This is a genomic window from Pedobacter sp. Bi27, assembly GCF_918698255.1.
Classification (GTDB): Bacteria; Bacteroidota; Bacteroidia; order Sphingobacteriales; family Sphingobacteriaceae; genus Pedobacter.
Genome location: NZ_CAKKMW010000002.1, coordinates 171,506 through 192,233, shown reverse-complemented (window position 1 = coordinate 192,233; position 20,728 = coordinate 171,506). Strand labels below are relative to the sequence as shown.

Here is a 20,728-nt window from a genome sequence, read left to right as displayed (position 1 = left end):
ATATGAAAAGTAACATGAAAAGATTATTAGGTGTATGCTCGCTTTTACTACTTATCGTTGTGTTAACGGTAAAATGTAAAAAGGACGAAACCGTAGAGATTATTCCCGAAGTGGAAGAACCAAAACCATTGGTTACATTTGACTATGCCATTCCAAATCCGTTAAAATACCAGGAAGTTCAGTTTACAGCTACCCCACAAAATTATAAATCATTATTGTGGCAGTTTGGAGACGATAGTACCTCCGTAGAAGTTTCGCCAAAACATGTTTACCGTTTCCCGGGAACATACCGCGTGGTTTTAACCATTAGGAACGGACAAGGTTATTCGGCAACAAAAGAGATTAACTTAAAAGTAGTCGATCCGAATTTTGACCCAACCAAATATGGCGAGAATTACATGAAAACTATTGGGGGTATATTTTCGGTTAACCTTGAAGCAGGTGCTGGGGCCGATTCTGGCGAAGGTTCCAAAAAATTGGTTGATCAGGATATAAATACGAAATTCTTACAGGCAGGTTTTGATGGTACGCAAAAATGTACTTTCGAACTAAAGACGCCGCAGGTGGTGGGCGCTTATACGCTAACATCGGGTAATGATGCTCCAGACCGCGATCCAAGATTCTGGATTTTGCAGGGTTCGTTAGATGGTATCCAGTATACCGATTTGCATACGGTTACGGTATGCCCATGGGAGAATAATGACAGCAGCAGAAAACAGACTAAACTTTTTCACTTTGATAATTACATTGCTTATAAGTTCTATCGCCTTTACATCAAATCGAACAGGGGAAGCCGTGTGTTTCAATTGGCCGAGTGGACCATCAACAAAAAACAGCCTTAATTTAATATAGGTTTATGCACAATTTGAAAAATACATGGAGCTAATCACTTCATGTATTTTTTTGAGGATCGATTTTAAATGTCACTTAGACAATTAAAAAATCGGCTTCTCTTGCAAAAAGTAAATTATATTTTATACTTTAGTAAAACGTTTAACTAACGTTAAATCTAACCAAAATATACGATCAGATTTCAACACACACAATTATGAACAAAACCAACATTTTAAAATTCTTAGGCATACTGGGCTGCATGTTTGTAGGCGGTTTGCTAAAGGCACAGGAGCGGAAAGCCCCGGCTTATCCCTTAATTACGCACAATACCTATTTTAGCATCTGGTCTAACACCGATAAATTAAACGAATCTGCTACCCAACATTGGACGGGTGCCGACCATTCGCTACTGGGTTTGATTAATGTTGATGGTGGTATCTATCGTTTTTTAGGTAAAGAGAGTACCAGTTATAAAACAGTTGTGCCTACTTCTGATGAGAAAGGGTTCGAAGTTAACTATACAGAAACCGAGCCTCAGGGCGATTGGAAAGCTGCAAACTATGCGGCAGGCAACTGGCAAACAGGTAATGCACCAATAGGAGATGATGCTAAAAATGTGAAAACATTATGGAAATCGCATGATATCTGGGTAAGAAGAACCTTTAACGTAGCTAATCCCGCATCAATAAACGAACTGTTTTTAAAGATAAACCACGATGATAATATTGAGGTTTACCTAAATGGGAAGAAAATCTATACCAAAGAAGGCTGGACCAATAATTTCCAATATATTGCCTTAAGTAATAGTGATAAAAGTGCTTTAAAATCTGGACCGAATGTAATCGCCATCCACCTCATTAATACTGCAGGTGGCCGTTTTCTCGATTTTGGTTTAGTAGAAAAGCTAAAAGACAATGCAGAAAAAGTACAGATAGCCAAACAAAAAAGCGTTGATATTAATGCCACACAAACCATTTATAACTTTACCTGTGGTAAGATCGATTTAAAATTAACTTTTACCTCTCCCTTGTTAATGAAAGATTTGGGGTTGTTTGCACGTCCGGTTTCTTATGTTTCCTATCAGGTAAAAGCAAATGATGGTAAAACCCACCAGGTAAAAGTATACCTCAGTGCATCGTCAAACATTGCGGTTTATCGTCCTACGCAAGAAGTTACAGCAAGCAAATACAGCACGGCTAAATTATCGGTATTAAAAACGGGAACGGTTGAGCAGCCGGTTCTTCAAAAAGCAAGTGACGATATGCGGATCGATTGGGGTTACTTTTACGTAGCTGCACCAAAAACCAGCAACGCCATCCAGTTTGTAACCGCCGAAAAAGATGCTGCCGATGCTTTTAGAAAAGGAAATTCAGCTTCAACCGCTAAGCAGGGCAAAATGCTCGCATTAAATACTGTTATCCCGTTTGGAACAGTGGGTAAAGCTGCGGTAGAAAAATATGTTGAACTGGGCTATGATGAAATTTATGCTGTTCAATACTTCAATAAAAATTTAAGGCCATGGTGGAATACCTCAGGTAAAGAAACCATCGAAGCACAACTAACCGCGGCTGCAGACGAGTATAAAAACGTGATTCAGAAGTGTGAAGCTTTTAACAAAACTTTGTATGCCGATGCCTTAAAATCAGGTGGTAAAGAGTATGCCGATTTATGTGTTTTAGGTTATCGCCAGAGCATTGCTGCACATACTTTGGTAAAGAGCCCGCAGGGTGAAATTTTATGGTTATCTAAGGAAAACAACAGTGGTGGTTTTATCAATACGGTTGATGTAACTTACCCTTCGGCACCATTGTACCTGATTTATAATCCTGAGCTGCTACAGGGCATGTTGAATGGTATTTTCTACTTCAGCGAAAGCGGAAAATATCCTCACCCTTGGGCAGCTCACGATCTGGGAACCTATCCGTTAGCAAACGGACAAACTTATGGGGAGCCAATGCCTGTAGAAGAATCGGGCAACATGATTATTTTAACTGCAGCAATTGTCAAAGCACAGGGGAATGCCAATTATGCCAAAGCGCATTGGAAAACCTTAACCACCTGGGTTGATTATTTAACCAAAGAGGGCTTAGATCCGAAAACGCAGTTATGTACCGATGATTTTGCCGGTCACCTGGCCCGTAATGCCAACTTATCGGTAAAAGCGATTGTAGGTATAGCCTGTTATGCGCAGATGGCCCAAACATTAGGTTATGATGATGTAGCCCAAAAATATAGGGCTATTGCCGAAAGTATGGTGCCAAAATGGATAGAAATGGCCGATGCTGGCGATCACTACGCCTTAACTTTTGATAATAAAAATACATGGAGCCAGAAGTATAACCTGGTTTGGGATAAGGTGCTGAAGTTAAACCTGTTTCCGCAAAAGATATACGAAACCGAAACCAAATATTACCTGACTAAACAAAATAGATACGGTATTCCATTGGACAGCAGAAAGGCCTATACTAAAAATGACTGGATCTTGTGGACCGCTACTTTTGCACCAACACAAAGAGAATTCGAAGCTTTGGTTCACCCGGTTTACAAACACGCTATCGAAACCGAGTCGAGAGTACCCTTGAACGATTTTTATGATTCAAATACCGGTATCCGCGATAATTTTAAAGCCCGGAGTGTAGTAGGCGGTTTTTACATGAAAATGCTTGCCGATAAATTAGCTGGCAAATAAATTTTACCCCTTAAAATAACAATTAAAGGCTCTGCATTTTTGTAGGGCCTTTTTTATGTTTGATAAGAGCGCGATCGTCATGCTGAATTTATTTCAGCATCTTTCCCGCTATAAAGACCCTGAAATGAATTCAGGGTGACGGCACGAATGGAAAAATGCATAAACTTAATGTAGGGTTGGCCATGGCAATCTATTCCTTAGTCTGTGTTCTCACAAACCGAATAAACAGCTTATGTATACTATTTGAGTAGCTATTAGAATTAGGAAATGAGTGGCTTGTGGTTCTTGGAGGTTTTCAGCCCCGCCATTTGCTGTAGCCCCGATGAAGAAAATCGGGACTGCCGCTGCTGTCGGGTTTAAAAACAAGGGTTTCTGCACCCAACAACCCCGAAAATGAAATGCTGTTTTGGCCCAATAGCCCCGGTTGCAGCGTTACCCTGCAGCAACGAGGTACGAGGAAGCGAAGCGTATAAGTGTAAAACGGGAAGGAATTTATTGGTTTGTACCAGCCTTGCGCTCCAAATGAAAATTGGTGTTTTTAAACTAGGAAATTATCCTATCGGTTGGTGTCTCACCGGCCGAAATAAAATCATTGCGTTTGTTGTAAGGTTACTTCTTCGGCTGAAATAGCTCATCGCAATGATGATTTATCTGATCAAAACTCAAACTCCAGCTGATTACTTTCTGGCTTTTCGATTTCTACATCATCATAAAAACGCGATAAGGTAATGCCCAAAAGCCTCACCTGTGTTAGGCCGATAGCGGCCTCCTCCAAAAGTTTAATCGCTTCAGCATAAATTACCTCTGCTTTGTTTATCGGTTGAGCAAAAGACCGGCTGCGCGTAATCAGTTTAAAATCGGCGAACTTGATTTTTAGGGTTACCGTTTTTCCGCTTAGTTGATATTTTTCCAAACGTTTGGCCACGGTTTCACTGATCTGTTTTAACAGATCGTGCATCACCGAATCTTCATTGGTATCTTCCGAAAAGGTATCTTCTGCACCAACTGATTTGGTTTCGCGATTCGACTGAACGGGGCGTTCATCAATACCACGAACAATTTTATAATAAAATCTTCCCGATTTCCCAAATTGGGCAACAAGCTGGGCTTCAGTTAATTTTTTTAAATCTGCACCTGTATTAATCTGCATGGCTTTCATTTTGGCGCCGGTAACTTTGCCTACCCCAAAGAATTTTTCAACCGGGAGTTTTTCCATAAAAGCCTCAATCTTCGATGGACCAATAAAAGTTAAACCATCTGGTTTGTTCATATCTGAAGCTACTTTGGCCACAAATTTATTGATCGATACGCCTGCCGAAGCGGTTAAGTTTAACTCATTTTTAATCGCATCTTTAATGGATTGAGCAATATCAATAGCCGATCCGATTCCGAGCTTGTCTTCCGTTACATCAAGGTAAGCTTCATCCAGCGAAAGGGGTTCTATACTATCAGTGTACCGACTAAAAATTTCCCTAAGCGCTTTCGAAACCGCGGTATAGGCATCAAAACGGGGGTATACGAAAATTGCTGTCGGGCAAAGCTGGTAAGCTTTACTGCTCGACATTGCAGAGCGGATTCCATATTGCCGCGCTTCGTAACTGGCTGTAGAAACTACGCCTCGGCTATCGGGCTTGCCACCAACTACTAAGGGCTTTCCCCGGTATTCAGGAAAATCGCGTTGCTCTACAGATGCATAAAAAGCATCCATATCGATATGAATTATTTTTCTTAAAACCGGTAGAGTTGAATCAGACATGCAATGATCTAAATTTCGTGATTTTTATCAGGATTATTGATCTAGATTTTTTTTCTTTACAAAATATGGAGAGAGCAATTCGTTTTTATAAAAATGCAAAGCACGAATGGTATGCCGATATACCGGAATGGGGCGGAGATATAGCCGATCTGCAAATGGTAGAGGGTGCCGATGAATTATTGAACTGGATAGCGATTGCCGGGGATGAATGCAAATTACTGATGGCTGATGCGCCTATTGAAAATGCCGAAATTTTAGATCTTGTTTATGTCCGCGAAGAGAATTTGGGCGGTGGTGGCGACTATCTGTTAGAAAAATTTAAAGGAGAATTTAAGAACCATAAACTTTGGCTTTGCCAGGTAACGGAATTTGTTTTTAAGCAATTGCCTGAACGGATTTATTTTAAGGAGATTAATTAAGTGTGATCATTAAGAAATAAGGATATTGGATTTTTATCATTGCGTTCGTCATCCTGAACTTGTTTCAGGATCCATTTAACTGCAATTCTTTTAATATTGATTCATCATAATTAATTTTCCAAATAGGATCATCGTGCAAAATACCCTGAAATAAATTACCTTCTGTGAGCTCGGTTTACTCCGTAGCTTTCCGCTTCGCTACAGGTCAGGGTGACGGTGGTTCTGGCTAGTATCAAGCTAATCCAACAAAACCTCTACTTTATTCAGTAGCGAGTCCATCTCAAATGGTTTTTCCATAAAATCATTTGCACCGGCATCGAGTGCAGATTGTCTGATGTCTCTACTGGCCGAGATCATTAAAATCGGGATTTCCTTAAACTGAGGGTCGTTTTTAAGCTGTTTGCATATATCCCTGCCATCATGTCCGCTCATCCAGATATCAAGCATAATCAGATCTGGCTTATTTTTTGCCGCCTCTATTACCGCCCCGCCATCATATGTAAATTCAACATCATAACCCATCACTTCTAAAATCATCGTCACAGCATCAACAATTCCTTCATCGTCATCGGCAATGAGTATTTTCTTATTTCCCATTTTGTAATTTTATTTCATATCGTTTTGTTTTGCAACCGGTAAATGAGATGATGATTAAAAGCGCATAATTATTAAAGCGGTAAAGATGCTTTTTGTTTTAAAAAAAATGAATATTTATTTAAAGAATTTTGAATTGGCCGACCGAACATTTTCGAAGCTGAATTTCACAGCCGATTATCTGGCCATATAAATTGAACACAAAATGTATAATTTTAAAGCTTATAAAATATTTCGGATATTTAAAGTTTATATTTACAGCATTAATTCAAATTAATTGGGTTCAATGGCCAAAAATGGATAGTATTAATATTAAGAAGTTAGCAGAAGCTTTAAATTTATCTACTTCTACAATTTCGAGGGCTTTTAGGGATAATAGTGACATTAATGCGGCTACCAAAGCGCGTATATTAGCCAAAGCAAAAGAATTAAACTATCAGCCCAACCACTACGCCAGTAATTTAAGGGAGCAAAAAAGTAAAACCATTGCCGTTATTGTACCCGAATTGGCCAATAATTATTTCTCACAGGCCATTCACGGTATTGAACGTGTAGCCAGAGAAAATGGCTACCATATTCTGATTTATGTAACTGATGATGATTATAAAAAAGAAGTAACTTTTATCCGCCATTTGCACAATGGTAGGGCCGATGGTATTGTAATGTCGGTTTCGGGAGAAGCTAACGATCATAATTACCTCAATAAATTTGGAAGTAAAAGGCTGCCTTTGGTGTTTTTCGATCGGATTTACGAAGATATTGATACCCCGAGGGTAATTACAAATGATTATAATAGCAGCTTTCTGGCAACTGAGCATTTAATAGAGCAGGGCTGCAGTAGAATTGCCTACCTGGTGGTGAATAAAAGTTTATCGATAGGTAAAACACGTATGCAGGGCTATCTCGATGCATTGGCTAAACATCAGATTCCTTTCGAAGAAAATCTGATCGTTGATTGCAGTAACAGTTACGAAGAAAATAGCATTATCATTAAACAGGCTTTAACGCAATTGAAACCCGATGGTGTTTTTACCTCAGTAGAACGTTTGGCCTTTGCTACTTACTATGCTTGTTACGATCTCAATATCAACATTCCCAAAGATTTAAAGGTGATCAGTTTCTCCAGTTTGGAAATTGCTCCTTTGTTAAATCCCTCACTCACTACAATCACTCAACCCGCTACCGAAATAGGAGAGGAAGCGGCTAAATTACTGTTTACTATTTTAGATGATCATGCCGATAAGAACCTGCCAAACGAGGTGGTTTTAGAGTCTAAAATTGTCAAACGGAATTCGACCGTAAACGGGTAAAAAAAAGCCCTTAAAAACGGGGTGATTTTCAGCTTAAAATTTCCAAAAATTTTTGTCACTTAGTGTAAAATACGCAGAATTCTGATCAATTTTCGGGAACGTTCCCGAAAGATGACCGAATTTTGATTCAATTTTTTCGGGAACGTTCCCGAAAAAAGTATCAAAAATGACTTAGTGTAATAGTTACACTTTAAATTAAAAGTTAACATTTTTAATTTGTTGGTTATCAATGTGTTGAAAATTTAAAAATTATTTAATGTGAATTTTTTATTGTAGCGAAAAGCTAATTTTTGCGCTGATTTTCTTGTTGATATTTTGGCGCGAAATATATTTTTTAAATAAATTTTGAAATATCATTAACTGCTGTAAATTAGGCCTATGTGTAAATCACTATAATATTTAACCAAATTTTTATACTTAAACGAGCTTCAAATATGAGAGTATTTTACCTGTTAAAACAGGGGCTTTTGGTGCTGTTAGTTTTTTCAGCATTAATGGTAAAAGCACAAACCGGATCGGTATCTGGTAAAGTGCTTGATGAAACCGGTCTGCCATTACCTGGCGCTTCTGTAGTTGTAAAAGGAACAACAAGAAGTACATCAACAGATGCCAATGGTAATTATAAACTAGCAGGTTTATCGAATGGTTCGGTAACGCTATCTGCAAGTTTTATCGGTTATCAAACCCTTGATAAAGCTGTAAGCATTTCAGCAAATGCTACTGTTAATTTTCAATTGGCACCCGATGCACAAAAACTGAATGAAGTTGTGGTAATCGGTTATGGTACTGCAGAAAAGAAAAACCTAACCGGATCTATTACTACAGTAAACTCGAAAGATTTTCAGAAAGGTACCATTACTACCCCTGAACAATTAATTCAGGGTAAGGTAGCAGGGGTGAACATTATCTCTAATAGTGGTCAACCTGGAGTAGGTAGCCAGATCCGTATCCGTGGTGGGGCATCATTAAATGCAAGTAACGATCCTCTTATCGTAATTGACGGGGTTCCCTTCAGTGGTAACGCTATCGGTAATGCGCCAAGCCCATTATCATTGGTCAACCCGAACGATATTGAAACCTTTACTGTTTTAAAGGATGCAAATGCAACAGCCATTTATGGTTCGAGGGCATCGAACGGGGTAATTTTAATTACGACCAAAAAAGGTGCATCAGGTGCACCGGTGTTTAATTTTAGCACCAACAATTCTATCGCTACGGTTGCTAAAAAGGTGGATATCCTTTCTTCAGGCCAGATCCGCGATTTTGTAAATGCGAACCCCAATGCAAGTTATGACGATGGTAAAAAATTTACTTCGTTACTGGGCAGTTCAAATACCGATTGGCAGGATGAAATTTATCAGAACGCATTTTCTACCGACAATAGTTTAAGCATTGCAGGTTCTTTTAAAGGGGTTCCTTACCGTGTTTCTGCTGGTTATTTAGATCAGCAAGGCCTTTTGATTACCGATCATTTTTCTCGTGGGACCGGTGCAATCAGTATTTCGCCAAAATTATTCCAGGATCATTTAAAAATCGATTTAAACTTAAAAGGTGCGTTAACCCAGTCGCATTTTGCTAATGCCGGTGCTGTTGGGGCTGCTATCCAGTTCGATCCAACACAATCAGTAAACGCAAAAAATAGCTTTGGTAACTATTTCGAATGGTTAAGAAGCGATGGTACGGTAAATCCGAATGCACCGCGCAACCCGGTAGGTTTAATCAGATTGAACGATAACAATGGTAATGCCGAAAGAAGTTTTGGTAACGCACGTTTCGATTACTCTTTCCACTTTTTACCAGAATTGCACGCTAATTTAAATTTAGGTTACGATCTGTCTAAAGGTTATGGTGATGTTCGTATTCCGGTTTATGCTGCACAAAGCATTTCAACTTCAGGATCATATACCCATTCTTTGAATACAGAAACCAACAAACTTTCTGAGTTTTACTTAAACTACGCACACACTGTAGAGAGTATTAAAAGCCGTTTTGATGTAACTGCAGGTTACGGATATTACGATAACTCAAAAACCGGTTTCAACTTTACTTCTTACAAAGGTACTGGCGAAGCATTGGTAACGCCTGTTTTCCCTTTTTCTACCGATCGCGATAAATTGCTTTCTTACTACGGAAGGTTCATTTATACTTTGGCTGATAAATATATTTTATCCGGAACATTAAGGGCTGATGCTTCTTCCAAATTTGCAGCGCAAAACCGTTGGGGCTATTTTCCTTCAGCTGCTTTTACCTGGAGAATTTCAAACGAGAATTTCTTGAAAAACAGCTCATCGGTTTCTGATTTAAAACTCCGTTTAAGTTACGGTCAAACAGGTAATAAAGATGGTATTGGCTATTACGACTACCTATCTAAATATTATGCCAATAGCAATACCGGCCAATACCAGATTGGTAATACTTTTTACAACTATTATACTCCGGCAGCTTACGATCCTGATCTGAAATGGGAAACTACTACCACCTATAATGCAGGCTTGGATTATGGTTTTATGAAAGGCCGTTTATACGGAAGTATCGATGTGTATTACAAAAAGACTTCTGATCTTTTAAGCAAAATCAATATTCCAGTAGGTACGAACTTTAACAACGAGTTAACAACGAATGTGGGTAATATGGATGTTAAAGGTGTTGAGGGAAGTTTAAACTTCTCGGCAATCAAAACCGAAAACACCAGCTGGGATTTTGGAGTAAACATTGCATACAACAAAAGAAAAGTAACCAATTTAACCTTAAATCCCGATCCCGCTTCGAAAGTTGGTGCAGGCGATATTACAGGTGGTACCGGTGTTACCTTAAAATACAATGCCGTTAACCAAATCCCCGGATCTTTTTTCGTGTACAAACAAGTATATAACGCAGATGGAAAACCTTTAGAAGGTGTTTATGAAGACCTGAACAAAGATGGCGTGATCAATACCAGCGATCAGTATTTTTATAAATCACCTGATCCAAATATTACCCTGGGTTTCAATACTTCCTTTTCGTACAAGAAATGGAGTTTTACTACCTCGCTTAGGGCTAACTTTGGTAACTATATATATGATAACGTTTCATCAAACTTTGGTGTCAGAGCGAATATCTTAAGTCCGGCAGGTGTAATCAACAATGCATCAACAGATTTTCTGGCAACCAATTTCCAGAACAACCAGTTCTTGAGCGATTACTATATTAAAAACGCTTCATTCCTGAAAATGGATAATGCGGGTATTTCTTACAACGCCGGCAAGTTATCTAAAACCGGAACAGCCTCGTTAAGGATATCGGCAAACTGCCAAAATGTTTTTACCGTAACCAAGTACAATGGTATAGATCCTGAGTTGAGCGGTGGTATTGATTATAACCTATATCCGCGTCCGCGCACGTATACTTTAGGTTTTAATGTTGGTTTTTAATAAGGAGACAAAAAATGAAAAACTCATTTAAAATAATATTGGCATCAGGTGTTTTATTGTTGTCATTAAATTCATGCAAAAAAGGAGATTTAAACGTATTGCCCACCAATGATGTTACTGCGGCAACCGTTTATGCTACTCCGGCAGGTTATAAACAAGGTTTGGTTAAATTATATGCGGCTTATGCATTAACCAGTTCTACAGGATCGGATAATAGTGATATCGGTGGATTGAACTCGGGTTTTGCAGATTTCCTGCGTTTATTCTGGACTTCACAAGAGCTGGTAACCGATGAGGCGATCTGTGCCTGGGGAGATACCGGTATTCCGGAATTAGATTATGGTACACCAAGTGTGGATAACCAATTTTTAAGGGGATTATACTCGAGAAGTATTTTACAGATTACGGTTTGTAACGAATTTCTTCGCGAAAGTACAGCCGATAAATTGGCTTCACGCAACATTACAGGTGCCGACGCTGCAGATATTACCAGATACCGTGCAGAAGCCCGTTTTTTACGTGCTTATCAATATTGGGTGCTTTTGGATGCCTTTGGTAACCCTCCTTTTGTTACCGAAAATGATGAAATTGGTAAAGTAGCCCCAAAACAAATTCAGAGAGCGGCTCTTTTTAGCTATATCGAATCAGAACTGAAAGCAATTGAGGGCGATTTAGCCAATGCGCGTAGCAACGAATATGGCCGTGCAGATAAAGGTGCTGATTGGGCTTTATTGGCCAGGTTATATTTAAATGCACAGGTGTATACCGGAACTGCAAAATATACAGAAGCCATTACTTACTCGAGCAAGGTGATTGCTGCTGGTTATAGCTTAAAATCCAATTATATGGATCTTTTTAAAGCGGATAATAACATTAACAATACCGAGAATATTTTAACCATTAATTACGATGGAGTAACAGGTACCAATTACGGAGGCACCACATTTTTGATCAATGCAGGTATTAATGCCGATATGGGTACAGCGTCTTACGGCGTACCTAATGGTGGTTGGGGCGGTAACAGGACCCGTCAGAATTTGCCCGCATTATTTCCAGATGCAAATGGAACTTTAGATAAACGCGGTACTTTCTTCGGTGCAAAAAATACAGTTGATGAAATTGGCGTATTTACAGATGGATTGCGGGTTACAAAGTTTAAAAATATCATTGGTACAAGCACCATACCTCCATCATTAAACGGAACATTCAGCTCTTTGGATTTTGCAATTTTCCGCTTGGCCGAACAGTATTTAATTTATGGAGAAGCAATTGCCCGCGGCGGTGCAGGTGGCGATGCTGGTAAAGCGCTCGACTATGTTAATGCATTACGTCAACGTGCTTATGGCAACGCATCAGGTAATGTGCTTCCGGCAACATTAACAGTTGATTTTTATTTGGATGAGCGTGCCCGCGAATTATATTGGGAAGGTCACCGCCGTACCGATTTAGTGCGCTATGGTAAATTTACCGGTGGTACTTACTTATGGCCATTTAAAGGCGGAGTTAAAGCCGGAACATCTATTCCTGCCTACCGCAACATTTATCCGATTCCAGCGGCAGATTTAATTGCCAATCCGAATCTGGTTCAAAACACAGGTTATTAATCTTAATATTTTAATAAGATATGAAATCAATATTTTTCAAAACCTTGGCCTTGTGCTTTGTAGCTCTATCGCTTTGGTCGTGTAAAAAAGATGAAACGCAAACGGTTTCAATTGTTGGAGCAGCAGGCACACTTACCGCTTCTACCACTACATTGAGTTTGGTACAGTCAAATGGTGCGCAGGCCGCATTAACATTAAGCTATCCACTGGCTATGTCATCAGGTTATGTGGTGCCGGTAAACTCAACCTTACAGTTCGCGTTAAAGGGCACTAACTTTGCTGCTCCAAAAGAAGTAGTGGTTACCGCAAAAACTTATGCACCAACCGTAACCGAAATCAACAACATGATTTTAGCTTTAGGTGGAAAAGTTGGCGTTGCCGCCCAGGTTGAAGTGAGGTTGAAATCGGGAGCGGCCGTAAACGATTTAACTTACTCAAACGTGATCACTTTAACAGCTACACCTTATTTGGCTTCAGCATGGATTTATGTTCCAGGGGCTTATCAAGGATGGGATCCTACTACTGCTGACAGTTTAATTTCGCTATCAAGCAACGGTATTTATACTGGAATGATAGCCTATACTGCCGGAAATCTGGAGTTTAAAATCACACCTGCTAAAAAATGGGATGTTGCCTATGGCGATGCCGGTTCGGGTAAAATCAGCAGTAGTGCAGGCGATAACTTAAAATCGCCAGATGCCGTGGTGAAACAGGTAACAGTTGATTTAAATGCCAAAACCATAGTTTTTTCAACACCGAACGAATGGTCGATTATTGGAGACGCAACTTTGGGTGGCTGGAACAATGATACCGACATGAAGGTTGTAAATGATGGAAAATCAAATAATTACTCCGTTAAAACAACCTTAACCGCTGGTGCATTGAAATTCAGGTTCAAACACGATTGGACAGTTAATCTCGGTGGTAGCCTAACTGCTTTGACCAATGGAGGCGATAACATTGCCGTAACCATTCCCGGAACTTATACCATTACTTTAGATGTAGCTGCTAAAAAAGCTACAATGGTTAAAAACTAATCCTTATTATCTGCCCTGCAGTAACAAACTGCGGGGCTTTTTTAAAATCTTTAAAGTTTTAGCATGAACAGATTTCATACCCATCCAAATTATCCGTTTCCAATTCATACTCATACTAATACTTCCTTTTTTAAAAGGATAACAACCATTTTTATCCTACTGGTTGTTTTTCTAACAAACAATCTATTTGCCCAAAAGCTGGAACGGGTAGAACCAATGTTCTGGTTTACAGGCATGCACAACCCTAAATTACAACTGCTGGTGCACGGCGATAATATTGCCAACACCACCGTGTCCTTAACCTATCCAGGGGTTAAGCTCGTAAAGGTAAATAAAGTAGAAAACCCGAATTATTTATTTCTCGATTTAACAATTGCTCCATCGGCCAAAGCCGGCAAATTCCCGATTAACTTTGCCATTAACGGAAAGAAAATATTTACTTACACCTACGAATTAAAAAACCGCGATAAAAGTGCGGGAAGGATTCAGGGTGTAACCAACAAAGATTTTATTTACCTGCTTATGCCCGATCGTTTTTCGAACGGCGATAAAAGCAACGATGTGATTCAGGTTTTAACCGAAACTGCATTAAACCGCGATAGCATGTACTACCGCCATGGCGGCGATATACAAGGGGTAATCAACCACCTCGATTACCTGAAAGATTTAGGTGTAACTACCGTTTGGATGACACCAGAGGTAGAAAACGATATGCCACAAGCTTCTTACCACGGCTACGCAGTAACCGATCATTATAAAATAGATCCACGTTATGGAACAAATGCACTTTACAAAAAGTATGTAGAGATTGCGCATGCCAAAGGATTAAAAGTGATTAAAGATATTGTACATAACCACATTGGCACCCAACATTGGTTTTATAAAGATTTACCGATGAAAAGCTGGTTAAACCAATGGCCAAAGTATACGCAAACGAGTTACCGCGATCAAACTGTGATGGATGTACACGCCTCTGCCGCAGATCGTAAACAGATGTTAGATGGTTGGTTTGTACCTTCAATGCCCGATTTAAACCAGACCAATCCTTATGTACAGAATTACCTGACTCAAAACCACATCTGGTGGATCGAATATGCTGGTGTTGATGGTTTACGTTTGGATACTTATGGATATAATGATCCCGTTTATATGGCCGATTGGGCTTTAAAAGTTCAGGTAGAATTCCCGCATTTATCTGTTTTTGGCGAAACACTGGTAACTGCTGTGGCGAACCAGGCCTTTTTTACTGGCGGCAATACGGTTAACCGCGGTTTTGATACCCATTTGCAAGGCATTACCGATGCCACTTTAAAAGATGCAATTTACGAAGGAATAAACGGCAAAAACGGTTGGGTAGACGGGATTAACCGTTTGTATGCCACCTTAGCACACGATTTTCTTTATAAAAACCCAAATACCAACTGCATCTTTTTAGATAATCACGATATGAGCCGCTTCTATTCGATGGTTGGCGAAGATTTCGATAAATACAAAATGGGAATGAGCATTCTCTTAACCATGCGGGGCATTCCCGAGATGTATTACGGAACAGAAATTTTAATGAAAAACTTTTCCAATCCCGATGGACTGATCCGTTCCGATTTTCCTGGCGGCTGGGAAGGTGATAAAAAGGACAAATTTATAGCCGATGGCCGTACAGGCAAAGAAAATGAAGCTTTCAATTTTGTTAAAACATTGGCCAATTTCCGCAAAAACAGCGCAGCACTACAAACCGGTAAATTGATGCAGTTTGTTCCGCAAGATGATATTTATGTTTATTTCCGCTACAATGCAGAACCAAAAGGGACAGTAATGGTTATTGTAAACAACACTGAAAAAGAAAAAACTTTAAATACCGATCGCTTTGCCGAAAGAACAGCAGGAATTACAACTGCCAAAAATGTAATCACCGGCGAAAACATCAATTTTCAAAATATAAAAGTGCCCGCTAAAACAACATTGGTTTTAGTATTAAATTAATTTCCGTCGACTTAAGTCGACGGCTACAGATAAAAAATATGCTAGAAATACTCCCGACTTCGGACTCCGGACTTCCGACTAAAATCAAGGCTTGTCTTTTTGATCTTGATGGCGTACTTGTAGATACTGCAGTTTACCATTATAAAGCCTGGAAACGTTTGGCTAATACCATGGGTTTCGATTTTACAGAAGAGCAGAACGAACAGTTGAAAGGCGTAAGCCGCGTAGAAAGTTTAAATAAGATTCTCGTTTGGGGTGGTGTAGATAAAACCGATACCGAAAAAGAAGAACTCGCCAGTTTAAAAAACAGCTGGTATGTAGATATGATTACTAAAATGACACCGGCCGAAGTTTTGCCCGGAACGGTTGATTTCTTAACAGCGATTCACAAAGCCGGTTACAAATTAGCCTTGGGCTCGGCAAGTAAAAACTCAGGAATTATTTTAGAGAAAACAGACCTTGCTCATTTCTTCGATGAAATAGTTGATGGAAACATGGTCACCAAATCAAAACCTGATCCGGAAGTATTTTTAAAAGGAGCCGAACTTTTAGGTTTTGCACCTGATGAATGTGTGGTTTTTGAAGATGCCGTTGCGGGTGTAGAAGCCGCAAAAAGAGGCGGAATGAAAGCCATCGGTATCGGCGAAAAAAGCGTGCTTAGCCAGGCAGATGTGGTAGTAAGCGGATTAGACAAATTAACAGTTAAAGATTTAGAGGCGTTGTAAAGGGAGTAGCAAGTATTAAGTAGTGAGTATCAAGTAGTGAATTTATCTTGATACACGATACTAATTACTTGATACTAGTTACTCGCTACTTGATACTAGATTATGAAAAATTACATTAAAGCAGATGAGTGGAATATTATCGAAGAAGGCTTTGATCCACATTTAAATAAAATTTCGGAAAGTATTTTCAGTTTGGGTAATGGCCGTATGGGCCAGCGCGCCAACTTTGAAGAAACTTATACCGGAGATACTTTACCTGGGAATTATGTTGCAGGTGTTTATTATCCAGATAAAACCCGTGTGGGATGGTGGAAAAACGGATATCCGGAATATTTTGCAAAAGTATTGAACGCGGCTAACTGGGTAGGTATTGAAGTAAAAATAGATGATGAAATCCTTAATCTGGCAACAGCTGAGGTAAGCGATTTTAAACGTGTGCTAAACATGCATGCGGGATATCTGGAGCGCACCTTCACGGCAAAATTAAAAAGCGGTAAAACCTTAAAAGTTAAATCGACCCGTTTTTGCAGCATTGCCGATGATGAAGTTGGCGCCATCCGTTATAGCATTACGGCATTAAATTTCGATGGTAAATTAACACTAATGCCTTTTATTGATGGCGACGTTAAAAATCAGGACAGCAACTATGACGAAAAATTCTGGGATAAGGTAGCTGACGAAATTTCTGGAACAGAAGCTTACATTAAATTAAGAACTAAGAAAACTGAATTTGAGGTTTGTACCGGGAGTAATATCGAACTGTATAAAAATGCAGAGAAATTAGATATCAACCCTGAGGCTGTTCGCAAAGAGAAATTTGTGGGACAAACTATCTCTCTTGATGTTAAAGCAAATGAAGAGATCACTTTGGTTAAAATTGCGGCGAATTTATCTTCAGAAAATTATCCAAAAGAATCACTTTTAAAGGAAACAAAATCGGTAATTGCCAAAGCATCCGCTAAAGGATTCGATACCTTGTTAAAAGAACAAACCGAAGCCTGGGCAAATAAGTGGGAAGAAAGCGACATTATTATCGAAGGCGATGTTTCGGCTCAACAGGCCATTCGTTTCAATATTTTTCAGCTTTTTCAAACTTATACCGGTAAAGATGACCGGTTGAACATTGGTCCGAAGGGTTTTACAGGCGAAAAATATGGAGGTTCAACCTATTGGGACACAGAGGCTTATTGTGTGCCGTTTTATCTGGCAACCGCTCCACAGGAAGTGAGCAAAAACCTGTTGGTGTATCGCCATAAACAATTGGGTAAAGCGATTGAAAATGCAGCAAAATTAGGTTTTAAAGACGGTGCAGCATTGTATCCTATGGTAACGATGAACGGCGAGGAATGCCACAACGAATGGGAAATTACCTTCGAAGAAATTCACCGTAATGGTGCCATCGCTTTTGCCATTTTCAATTACATCCGCTATACTGGTGATGAAAGCTACCTGTCTGATTTTGGTTTAGAAGTACTGATCGGTATTGCCCGTTTCTGGAAACAACGCGTTAACTGGAGCAATGATAAACAGCAATATGTAATGCTTGGGGTAACCGGACCAAACGAATATGAAAACAATGTAAATAACAACTGGTACACCAATGTTTTGGCTACCTGGTGTATGAAATATGCCACCGAAGCTGCCGAAATCGTGAAAACACAGCAGCCTGAAAAATACAACAGTCTGTTAAAAAGCTTAAATTTCGATCAAAAGGAATTTACCGATTGGGCCGATATCATCGAGAAAATGTATTATCCACAAGATGAAAAATTGGGCATTTTCTTACAACAGGATGGATATTTAGATAAAGAGCAAACTTTGGTGAAAGATCTTCCTGCCAGCGAACGTCCAATTAATCAAAAGTGGAGCTGGGACAGGATTTTACGCTCGTGTTTCATTAAACAAGCCGACGTTTTACAGGGATTATATTTCTTTGAAGAAGATTACGATCTGGATACATTGAAACACAACTTCGATTTTTATGAGCCACGTACCGTACACGAAAGCTCATTGTCGCCTTGTGTGCACAGTATTTTAGCGGCAAAATTAAACGACGAATCACGTGCATACGAATTCTACTTGCGTACCGCCCGTTTAGATCTGGATGATTATAACAACGATACCGAAGATGGTTTGCACATCACTTCGATGGCAGGAACCTGGATGAGTGTGGTAGAAGGTTTTGCAGGCATGCGTGTGCGTGATGGTAAATTGCAGTTTAATCCTTTCTTGCCAGGCAAATGGAAATCTTTTTCGTTTACCATCGGCTTTAGAGGGGCTACCTTAAAGATCAATATTACCGAGAATGGTATCAGCATCAAAAACAATGCAGCCGTTGATTTAGAAATCGGTATCAGAAACCAGTTTTATAAATTGGCCGGAAATACCGAAATTGAAGTAAATAACGCAGCGTTGGTATGAGAAAGATAGAGGGCTTAAAGGTTGAAGGAAGAGGCGAAAACCCACAGCCTTCAATTCATAAGAGAAATTTTATCGCCCTATTCTTGTCCCCCTTTGGAGGGGGCAGGGGGAGGATGTTGACGCTTTTTTCTATCTTTATAATACCCGCTACACTATCCTTTGCACAAAAACAGCGTACAAAAATGAACGATAAACAGATCGTTATTTATCAATTATTGCCCCGCTTATTTGGGAATAAAAACACTACCAATACGCCTTATGGAACCATCGAGGAAAATGGTTCAGGTAAGTTTAACGATATTACTGATAAAGCCTTAGATGGTATAAAAGAACTCAGCGTAAATTATGTTTGGTATACCGGTGTACTTGCCCATGCAAGTTTAACCGATTATGCTGCCTATGGGATTAAACCTGATGATGCCGATGTGGTAAAGGGTAGAGCGGGCTCGCCTTATGCCATCCGCGATTATTACGATGTAGATCCCGATCTGGCTGTTGATGTTAAAAATAGAATGAAGGAGTTTGAAGCGCTGGTGAAAAGAACACACGCCAAAAACTTAAAAGTGCTGATCGATTTTGTGCCCAATCACGTAGCAAGAAGTTACCACTCATATGCAAAACCAAAAAATGTAATCGATTTTGGTGCCCAGGATGATGTAACCAAAGCATTTAGTGCCAGAAACGATTTTTATTATAACCCAGGTCAGCCATTTGCAGTGCCAACAAGTGGTGCAAAGCAAACACCTATTTCTAATTTACAGGATGGTAAGTTTGATGAAAACCCTGCAAAAGCTACCGGTAACAATGTATTTTCTGCACAGCCTAAATACGACGATTGGTACGAAACCATTAAACTGAATTACGGCGTAGATTATCAGAACGACGAAAAGCAGTATTTCGACCCCATTCCGCCGGTTTGGCTAAAAATGCGTGATATTTTAACTTATTGGACCAATAAAGGGGTGGATGGTTTTAGGTGCGATATGGCCGAAATGGTGCCTATTGCTTTCTGGAACTGGGTAATTCCACAGGTTAAAAAAGTGAATCCTGATTTGATTTTTCTCGGAGAAGCCTACAATCCAAAAGTTTACAAACAATATTTAGACGAAGGTAAATTCGACTACCTGTATGATAAAGTGGGTTTGTACGATGGACTTAAAAAACTGATCAGAAATGAACCAACTGCAGATGTTGCTGCGATTAAACACGTATGGCAGGTAGAAAGTGCTGGTTTTGGCAAACACATGTTGCGCTTTTTAGAAAACCACGATGAAGAACGCATTGCATCAGCAGGATTTGCAGGGAAAGCCGAACTCGCTTTACCTGCAATGGTTGTTTCGGCAACATTAGGCTCGGGCCCTGTGATGCTTTATTTCGGTCAGGAAGTTGGTGAACTCGGAAAAGGGCAGGAAGGATTTGGCGGCGACGATAACCGGACCACTATTTTCGATTATTGGGGGGTTCCAAGCCACCAGAAATGGATGAATAATGGCGCTTTTGATGGTAAACAATTAAGTGAAAACGAGCAGAAATTACGCGCTTACTACCAACAGTTATTAAAAGTTACTTCAACCAGCGATGCTGTAATAAATGGTGAGATTTATGAGGTGCCTGTTACTGGTAACATGAATAACCGCATGTATGCTTTTATCCGTTACTCGGGCAAACAGCGTTTATTGATAGTGGCCAATTTCGATCGGACACAAACCTTAACCGCCAATATCGAAATTCCTGATCAGATTTTAAAAGTTAAACATTCATCTCCGGTTACAGATCTGTTAACAGACAGAAAATTAAATATCCCGGCAGGAACAAGCATACCCGTAACCCTTACGCCTGTTAGCGCACAGGTGATAGCATTTTAACCACTAGCGGTGCGTCAAGCGGCGTGCGGTTAGCGATTGAACTAATTGTATAATCAAAATATATAACGCCATGCGCCCTGCGCT

At 39.7% G+C, this 20,728-nt stretch carries 13 protein-coding genes; 11 read left to right on the top strand and 2 right to left on the bottom strand.

Annotated features, from left to right (window positions below; translation table 11 throughout):
* Nucleotides 1–14 precede the first annotated feature (14 nt).
* Nucleotides 15–842: a PKD domain-containing protein gene (locus tag LQ227_RS06150; RefSeq protein ID WP_230148703.1), complete on the top strand. Its 828-nt coding sequence runs from the start codon at nt 15–17 to the stop codon at nt 840–842.
* 206 nt (nt 843–1,048) lie between these two features.
* Nucleotides 1,049–3,523: a glutaminase family protein gene (locus LQ227_RS06145; RefSeq protein ID WP_230148701.1), complete on the top strand. Its 2,475-nt coding sequence runs from the start codon at nt 1,049–1,051 to the stop codon at nt 3,521–3,523.
* A gap of 655 nt (nt 3,524–4,178) precedes the next feature.
* On the opposite strand, the gene dinB is transcribed toward LQ227_RS06145, so the two are convergent.
* Nucleotides 4,179–5,279, bottom strand: coding sequence for a DNA polymerase IV (dinB, locus tag LQ227_RS06140; protein ID WP_230145809.1), 1,101 nt, complete (start codon nt 5,277–5,279; stop codon nt 4,179–4,181).
* A gap of 65 nt (nt 5,280–5,344) precedes the next feature.
* On the opposite strand from dinB, the gene LQ227_RS06135 reads away from it, so the two are divergent.
* Nucleotides 5,345–5,698: a DUF6717 family protein gene (locus LQ227_RS06135; RefSeq protein ID WP_230148699.1), complete on the top strand. Its 354-nt coding sequence runs from the start codon at nt 5,345–5,347 to the stop codon at nt 5,696–5,698.
* 237 nt (nt 5,699–5,935) lie between these two features.
* Here the strand turns inward: LQ227_RS06135 and LQ227_RS06130 are convergent, their stop codons facing one another.
* Entirely contained in the window at nt 5,936–6,295 is a 360-nt protein-coding gene (locus LQ227_RS06130) for a PleD family two-component system response regulator (RefSeq protein ID WP_230145811.1), read from the bottom strand.
* Between the two features lie 293 nt (nt 6,296–6,588).
* On the opposite strand from LQ227_RS06130, the gene LQ227_RS06125 reads away from it, so the two are divergent.
* The 8 genes from LQ227_RS06125 to LQ227_RS06090 all read left to right on the top strand — a co-directional run bounded on the left by LQ227_RS06125 (nt 6,589) and on the right by LQ227_RS06090 (nt 20,644).
* Nucleotides 6,589–7,602, top strand: coding sequence for a LacI family DNA-binding transcriptional regulator (locus tag LQ227_RS06125; protein WP_230145812.1), 1,014 nt, complete (start codon nt 6,589–6,591; stop codon nt 7,600–7,602).
* A 434-nt stretch (nt 7,603–8,036) separates the two neighbouring features.
* The gene (locus LQ227_RS06120; RefSeq protein ID WP_230145813.1) at nt 8,037–11,012 is read left to right on the top strand and encodes a TonB-dependent receptor; all 2,976 of its coding nucleotides are present in this window, start codon (nt 8,037–8,039) and stop codon (nt 11,010–11,012) included.
* A gap of 14 nt (nt 11,013–11,026) precedes the next feature.
* Nucleotides 11,027–12,616, top strand: coding sequence for a RagB/SusD family nutrient uptake outer membrane protein (locus LQ227_RS06115; RefSeq protein WP_230145814.1), 1,590 nt, complete (start codon nt 11,027–11,029; stop codon nt 12,614–12,616).
* Nucleotides 12,617–12,636: 20 nt separating this feature from the next.
* On the top strand, nt 12,637–13,653 hold the full coding sequence (locus tag LQ227_RS06110) for a SusE domain-containing protein (RefSeq protein WP_230145815.1): 1,017 nt from the start codon (nt 12,637–12,639) through the stop codon (nt 13,651–13,653).
* 63 nt (nt 13,654–13,716) lie between these two features.
* Complete coding sequence (locus LQ227_RS06105) at nt 13,717–15,633, top strand: glycoside hydrolase family 13 protein (protein ID WP_230145816.1); 1,917 nt, start codon at nt 13,717–13,719, stop codon at nt 15,631–15,633.
* Between the two features lie 38 nt (nt 15,634–15,671).
* Nucleotides 15,672–16,358 (top strand): beta-phosphoglucomutase, encoded by a 687-nt coding sequence (gene pgmB, locus LQ227_RS06100; RefSeq protein ID WP_230145817.1) that lies wholly within the window; start codon nt 15,672–15,674, stop codon nt 16,356–16,358.
* 102 nt (nt 16,359–16,460) lie between these two features.
* Entirely contained in the window at nt 16,461–18,779 is a 2,319-nt protein-coding gene (locus LQ227_RS06095; protein WP_230145818.1) for a glycoside hydrolase family 65 protein, read from the top strand.
* On the top strand, nt 18,776–20,644 hold the full coding sequence (locus LQ227_RS06090; RefSeq protein ID WP_230145819.1) for an alpha-amylase family protein: 1,869 nt from the start codon (nt 18,776–18,778) through the stop codon (nt 20,642–20,644). Before LQ227_RS06095 ends, LQ227_RS06090 begins: the two co-directional genes overlap by 4 nt.
* Nucleotides 20,645–20,728 lie beyond the last annotated feature (84 nt).

Excerpts from the sequence above, each read along its gene's own strand:
- LQ227_RS06150 (WP_230148703.1), top strand. The coding sequence starts at position 15 with ATGAAAAGATTATTAGGTGTATGCTCGCTTTTACTACTTATCGTTGTG.
- LQ227_RS06145 (WP_230148701.1), top strand. The coding sequence starts at position 1,049 with ATGAACAAAACCAACATTTTAAAATTCTTAGGCATACTGGGCTGCATG.
- dinB (WP_230145809.1), bottom strand. The coding sequence starts at position 5,279 with ATGTCTGATTCAACTCTACCGGTTTTAAGAAAAATAATTCATATCGAT.
- LQ227_RS06135 (WP_230148699.1), top strand. The coding sequence starts at position 5,345 with ATGGAGAGAGCAATTCGTTTTTATAAAAATGCAAAGCACGAATGGTAT.
- LQ227_RS06130 (WP_230145811.1), bottom strand. The coding sequence starts at position 6,295 with ATGGGAAATAAGAAAATACTCATTGCCGATGACGATGAAGGAATTGTT.
- LQ227_RS06125 (WP_230145812.1), top strand. The coding sequence starts at position 6,589 with ATGGATAGTATTAATATTAAGAAGTTAGCAGAAGCTTTAAATTTATCT.
- LQ227_RS06120 (WP_230145813.1), top strand. The coding sequence starts at position 8,037 with ATGAGAGTATTTTACCTGTTAAAACAGGGGCTTTTGGTGCTGTTAGTT.
- LQ227_RS06115 (WP_230145814.1), top strand. The coding sequence starts at position 11,027 with ATGAAAAACTCATTTAAAATAATATTGGCATCAGGTGTTTTATTGTTG.
- LQ227_RS06110 (WP_230145815.1), top strand. The coding sequence starts at position 12,637 with ATGAAATCAATATTTTTCAAAACCTTGGCCTTGTGCTTTGTAGCTCTA.
- LQ227_RS06105 (WP_230145816.1), top strand. The coding sequence starts at position 13,717 with ATGAACAGATTTCATACCCATCCAAATTATCCGTTTCCAATTCATACT.
- pgmB (WP_230145817.1), top strand. The coding sequence starts at position 15,672 with ATGCTAGAAATACTCCCGACTTCGGACTCCGGACTTCCGACTAAAATC.
- LQ227_RS06095 (WP_230145818.1), top strand. The coding sequence starts at position 16,461 with ATGAAAAATTACATTAAAGCAGATGAGTGGAATATTATCGAAGAAGGC.
- LQ227_RS06090 (WP_230145819.1), top strand. The coding sequence starts at position 18,776 with ATGAGAAAGATAGAGGGCTTAAAGGTTGAAGGAAGAGGCGAAAACCCA.